The organism is Myxacorys chilensis (assembly GCF_059505265.1).
Genome location: NZ_JCACKG010000229.1, coordinates 1 through 351 on the forward strand (window position 1 = coordinate 1; position 351 = coordinate 351).

Genomic DNA, 351 nt, shown 5'->3' on the forward strand with positions numbered 1-351 from the left:
GTCAGCCCTCTCTGCGGCGGGGCTTGCCGGGGCGGCGGCATCGGCCGACGGGACAGCCTCCACGTCGCGCACGACGCCGTTGGGGTCGATCTCGACCGGGATGGGAGCGACCTCGGCGCCGTCGCGCAGGTTGTTGAGGCCGTCCACGACCAGGAGGTCGCCGGGCTCGGCCCCCGCAGTCACGATCCAGCCATTCTCGTAGGTGCCGGTCGAGGTCAGGACCACCTGCCGCGCCACGCCATCCTGCGCGATGAAGGCGGTGAGATCGCCGTTCGGGGCGCGGCTCGTGGCGCGTTGGGGCACGACGATGCCCTCGCTCGTGCCGAGCGTAACCTCGACCCGGAGGAACTG

At 72.1% G+C, this 351-nt stretch carries 1 protein-coding gene; it reads right to left on the minus strand.

What is annotated here, in order from left to right:
• A partial coding sequence (locus AC5JLB_RS23240; RefSeq protein WP_495876203.1) for a permuted SH3 domain-containing protein occupies window positions 1-351 on the minus strand: 351 nt, incomplete at both ends.